This is a genomic window from Oceanicaulis sp. UBA6590 (genome assembly GCF_002433705.1).
In the GTDB taxonomy this organism is placed as follows: domain Bacteria; phylum Pseudomonadota; class Alphaproteobacteria; order Caulobacterales; family Maricaulaceae; genus Oceanicaulis.
This window is the reverse complement of the sequence record NZ_DJIQ01000031.1, coordinates 1-4,566: the sequence shown is the minus strand read 5'-3', so window position 1 is coordinate 4,566 and position 4,566 is coordinate 1. Positions and strand designations below refer to the sequence as shown.

Sequence of the window (4,566 nt, the reverse complement as noted above, 5' to 3'; positions counted from 1 at the left end):
GGCGGCTTCATGGTCACCCAGCGCATGCTGGCGATGTACAAGAAAAAAGAAAAGCCGGCGGCCAAGCCGAAGGCGGAGGGCTAAGCCATGTCAGCCAATCTCGCCGCAATCCTCTACATGGTCTCGGGCATATTGTTCATCATGGCGCTTCGGGGCCTTTCGAGCCCGGAAACCTCCCGCCAGGGCAATTATCTGGGCATGGCCGGCATGGCCATCGCCGTGGGCACGACCCTGTTTTACGTCGAGCTCGACGGGCTGGGCCTGCTGCTGATCCTGGGCGCGGTCGCCATTGGCGGCGGCATCGGCGCGGTCATCGCCCGGCGCATCCCCATGACGGACATGCCCCAGCTGGTCGCGGGCTTCCACTCGCTGGTGGGTCTGTGCGCCGTGCTGGTCGCCGCCGCCGCGCTCTATGAGCCGCACGCCTTCCACATCGCCACCGCCACCGGCAAGCTCAAGGGCCTGTCGCTCGTCGAGCTGTCGCTGGGAGTCGCCATTGGCGCGATCACCTTCTCGGGCTCTGTGATCGCCTTCATGAAGCTGCAGGGCCTGATGAGCGGCGCGCCGATCGTCTTCAAGGGTCAGCACTGGCTGAACCTCGCCATTGGCGCAGCGATCTTCGTCTTCATCACCTTCCTGACCGCCTCGGGCGGGGACGCCAAGATCGCCTTCTGGATCATCACCCTCCTCGCACTGGTGCTGGGCGTGCTGCTGATCATCCCGATCGGCGGCGCGGACATGCCGGTTGTCGTCTCCATGCTCAACTCCTATTCGGGTTGGGCGGCTGCAGCGCTCGGCTTCACGCTTGAGAACACGGCGCTGCTGATCACCGGCGCGCTGGTAGGCAGCTCGGGCGCGATCCTGTCCTACATCATGTGCAAGGGCATGAACCGCTCCTTCATCTCGGTGATCCTGGGCGGCTTCGGCGCTGACCCGGCCTCCGCCGGCGCTGCGGCGGATGTGGACCGCACGGTCAAGCAGGGCTCGGCCGATGACGCGGCCTTCATCATGAAGAACGCCGGCAAGGTCATCATCGTCCCCGGTTACGGCATGGCGGTGGCGCAGGCCCAGCACGCGCTCAAGGAGATGGCCGACACCCTCAAGGAAGAGGGCGTGGACGTGAGCTACGCCATCCACCCGGTGGCGGGGCGGATGCCCGGGCATATGAACGTGCTCCTGGCCGAAGCCCAGGTGCCCTATGACGAGGTGTTCGAGCTTGAGGACATCAATTCCGAATTCGCGACCGCCGACGTGGCCTTCGTGATCGGGGCCAATGACGTCACCAACCCCGCCGCCGAGGAAGATCCGGCCAGCCCGATCTATGGCATGCCGGTGCTGCAGGTGTGGAAGGCGAAGACGGTCTTCTTCGTCAAGCGCTCGCTCGGTTCCGGCTATGCCGGCATCGAGAACCCGCTCTTCTTCCGGGACAACACCATGATGTTGCTGGGCGACGCCAAGAAGATGAGCGAAAGCATCGTCAAGGCGCTCGACTAGAGCCCGACAGACAATTGAGCGCCCCGCCCGGATCTCCGCGGCGGGGCGTTTTCTTTCAGGCCTTCACACTGACCGGCGCCTGAGCCGGTTTGCCCGAGCCGCCGCCCAGGGCGACACAGCCCATGACGATCAGTGCGCCCAGAATCTGAAGCGGGCTGAGCGCCTGGCCCAGCACGACCCAGCCCAGCAGCACTGCAGTGAGCGGGCTGAGAAAGCCCAGGGGCGTGATCGCCGCCGGCCCCAGTCGGGCAATGCCCCGGAACCATAGACAATAGGTCAAGGCGGCCCCCACCAGACCCAGCCAGACAAAGCCCGCCGCATGCGCCAGCGTGAGCGGCGGCAGAGCCGGCTCAACGAAAAGGGCCACCGGGAGTAGAAGCACGCCGCCTGCGGTCAACTGCCAGCCGGCAAAGGTCAGGGCTGAAACAGGCGGCTGCCAGCGGCGCGTCAGCACGGAGCCCATCGCCATCGCGACGGCGCCTACAAGCGCCGCAACAACGCCCACGCCATCAAGCTGGGCTTCCGGTCCCAGAACCAGCAGGGCGACGCCGCCAATTCCCGCGACCGCCGCGGTCAGATTGCGCGCGGTCAGCGACGTGCTGAGCAACAGGCTGGACAAATAGAGCACGATCAGCGGCTGGATCGCCCCCAGGGTCGCCGCAACGCCGCCCGGCAGGCGATAGGCGGCGATGAAAAGCGCGCTCCAGAACACGGAAAAATTCAGACCGCCCAGCACGAAAAGCCGCCCCAGCCAGCGGACGGGCGGGAGGCTGCGCGTCATCAGCATCAGGAGCAGGCCGGCCGGCAGGGCCCGCAACACTGCCGCTGTGAGCGGATACCCGTCGGGAAGCAGGTTCGTGGTGACCAGATAGCTGGTGCCCCAGATCATTGGCGCGCTGGCGGTAAGGGCGAGATCGAGCGAGCGGGACATGACCGCCTCCTGTTTATCTTGACGTCGAGATAGTTGCTCGCTGTCTTGACGTCAAGATAGATGGCTCTAGTTCTTCGATGATGGATCAAGTCGACCGCATTCTCGCCCAATGGCATGCCGAACGTCCCGATCTCGATGTGGGGCCGATGGGCGTGTTCGGGCGGCTCAAGCGCCTCGCAGACCATCTGCAGGCCGAGATCGGCAGGGTCTATGCCGAGAACGGGCTGACCTTCGCAGCGTTTGACGTGCTCGCGACCCTGCGCCGGGCCGGTCCGCCCTATGCCCTCAGCCCGTCCGATCTCGTGAACTGGACGATGGTCACATCCGGCACGATGACGAACCGCATTGATCGTCTGGAAGAACAGGGCCTGATCGCGCGTCGCCCCAACCCTGAGGATGGCCGCAGCAATGTCGTTGCGCTCACCGATCAGGGCTTCGCGCTGATTGACCGCGTCATCGACGCTCATGTCGCCAACCAGCATCGCCTCATCGCTCAACTCCCAGAGGACTTGCGTGACGGACTTGAAGACGGTCTGCGCGCCTGGCTCGCGAGTTTCGAAACATCCCCTGGGCCGGAGTGAGGCTTTAGCGCCGCACCCGGCATTCTTTCCCGACCTGTCATAGGGCTTGTTGCTGGACTCTGCCCGCCCGCTCCGCCTTTCTGTCACAAACGCCATAGGGGACACGGCGTGATGGGGATGCAAGCAGGGATGGATCGCGCCGCGAGCTGGGGCGAAGCCGTCTGGCGCGTCTGGGAGGATGCGCCGGAACCTGTGAGATATGGGGCCCTGTGTATCATCGCGATCTACGCAATCTGGCTGGTGCTGTTCTTCACCCAGCGCCGCATCCTCTATTTCACCGATCCGACCCGGATCCATCCGTCTGATTGCGAGCTGGACCGCACCGAGGAAACGGAACTCGGAACGCCGGACGGCCACACCCTGATCGTTTGGCGGGCGGATGCGAAGGACGACGCCCTGCCCCACATCCTCTATCTGCATGGCAATCGGCGGGCCTTGTGGCGCCGGGCCCGGTTCTTTCGCCTGTTCATCGCGTCGGGCTGGGGTCTGAGCGCGCTCGCCCATCGCGGCTTTAACGGCTCGACGGGACGGCCCAGCGAACCGGCCAATGTGGCCGACGCCATTCTCGCCTTTGATGCGCTGGTCGCAGAGGGGATCAGGCCCGGGCGGATCGTGGTCTATGGCGAAAGCCTGGGGTCGGGCACGGCGGTGCAGCTGGCCGCAGCGCGCCCTGTGGGCGGGCTGATCCTGCACGCCCCCTATGACAGCTTTCGCGACATTGTCCGCTCGCGCACCGCCTGGCTGCTGCCGCGCGCCATCTTCCGGGAGAGGTACGACTCCATCCGCCAGATCGGACAGGTGAAAGCCCCAGTCCTGTGGCTGCATGGGGACAAGGATCGCATCATTCCGCAGGGGCGCGGACGGCGGCTCTATGACGCCGCCCTGTCGACGAAATACGCGGCCCTTGTGAAGGGGGCGAACCATTTCGGCATCTACACCCAGGCGGTCTTCAACCAGCATGTCCGCTTCTTCGCCGAAGCCTGCGCCAGCCTGAACGGGCAGGGTCGCCCTGGGCCCGAGATGAGCGTCATAGACCCCGTCCTGCCGAAAGAGGACGCCCACCCCGAACTGTCAAAGGGGCGCGTTCCCCTGGCTGGGAAACGGCGCTAGCCTGATCTTATGTCGTTTTACGAAACCCATATCCTGCCCCATCTGATCGGCTGCGCCTGCGGCGCGCCCCAGATCATGAAACAGCGCTCGCTTCTCGTGCCCAAGGCAGAAGGCCGGGTTCTGGAAGTGGGCTTCGGCGCCGGCCCCAATCTCAGCTTCTATGATCCCTCCAGGGTCAGCCGCGTCTTCGCGCTGGAACCGTCCGAAGGCATGCGGCGCAAGGCGCAGAAAGCAATCGCGGACTGTCCTGTGGCTGTCGAGCTGATGGACCTGCCTGGCGAGGCCATCCCGCTCGACGATGACAGCGTGGATACGGTGGTGCTGACCTATACCGCCTGCACCATTCCCGATGTGAACGCCGCCCTGGCCCAGATGCGCCGTGTCCTGAAACCCGGGGGACGCCTCCTGTTTTCCGAGCATGGCCTTGCGCCGGATACCGGCGTCCAACGC

General features: G+C 65.1%; 5 protein-coding genes and 1 pseudogene. 5 read left to right on the top strand and 1 reads right to left on the bottom strand.

Going from position 1 to position 4,566, the window contains the following annotated elements; genetic code table 11:
- Positions 1-84: pseudogene (locus B2Z70_RS15445) on the top strand (NAD(P) transhydrogenase subunit alpha); the annotation flags it as partial.
- A 3-nt stretch (positions 85-87) separates the two neighbouring features.
- Positions 88-1,494: an NAD(P)(+) transhydrogenase (Re/Si-specific) subunit beta gene (locus tag B2Z70_RS06955; protein WP_292982119.1), complete on the top strand. Its 1,407-nt coding sequence runs from the start codon at positions 88-90 to the stop codon at positions 1,492-1,494.
- 55 nt (positions 1,495-1,549) lie between these two features.
- Here the strand turns inward: B2Z70_RS06955 and B2Z70_RS06950 are convergent, their stop codons facing one another.
- Positions 1,550-2,425: an EamA family transporter gene (locus B2Z70_RS06950; protein ID WP_009801987.1), complete on the bottom strand. Its 876-nt coding sequence runs from the start codon at positions 2,423-2,425 to the stop codon at positions 1,550-1,552.
- Positions 2,426-2,505: 80 nt separating this feature from the next.
- Here B2Z70_RS06950 and B2Z70_RS06945 point away from each other — a divergent pair, with 80 nt between their 5' ends.
- The 3 genes from B2Z70_RS06945 to B2Z70_RS06935 form a co-directional block, all read left to right on the top strand.
- Positions 2,506-3,006 carry a MarR family winged helix-turn-helix transcriptional regulator gene (locus tag B2Z70_RS06945; RefSeq protein ID WP_040613281.1) on the top strand — a complete coding sequence of 167 codons (501 nt, stop codon included), beginning with the start codon at positions 2,506-2,508 and terminating at the stop codon, positions 3,004-3,006.
- 111 nt (positions 3,007-3,117) lie between these two features.
- Positions 3,118-4,116 carry an alpha/beta hydrolase gene (locus B2Z70_RS06940; RefSeq protein ID WP_083783240.1) on the top strand — a complete coding sequence of 333 codons (999 nt, stop codon included), beginning with the start codon at positions 3,118-3,120 and terminating at the stop codon, positions 4,114-4,116.
- Between the two features lie 9 nt (positions 4,117-4,125).
- Positions 4,126-4,566: class I SAM-dependent methyltransferase (locus B2Z70_RS06935; protein WP_292982118.1), on the top strand; the 441-nt coding region annotated here is incomplete at its 3' end.

Excerpts from the sequence above, each read along its gene's own strand:
- B2Z70_RS06940 (WP_083783240.1), top strand. The coding sequence starts at position 3,118 with ATGGGGATGCAAGCAGGGATGGATCGCGCCGCGAGCTGGGGCGAAGCC.
- B2Z70_RS06945 (WP_040613281.1), top strand. The coding sequence starts at position 2,506 with ATGGATCAAGTCGACCGCATTCTCGCCCAATGGCATGCCGAACGTCCC.
- B2Z70_RS06955 (WP_292982119.1), top strand. The coding sequence starts at position 88 with ATGTCAGCCAATCTCGCCGCAATCCTCTACATGGTCTCGGGCATATTG.
- B2Z70_RS06950 (WP_009801987.1), bottom strand. The coding sequence starts at position 2,425 with ATGTCCCGCTCGCTCGATCTCGCCCTTACCGCCAGCGCGCCAATGATC.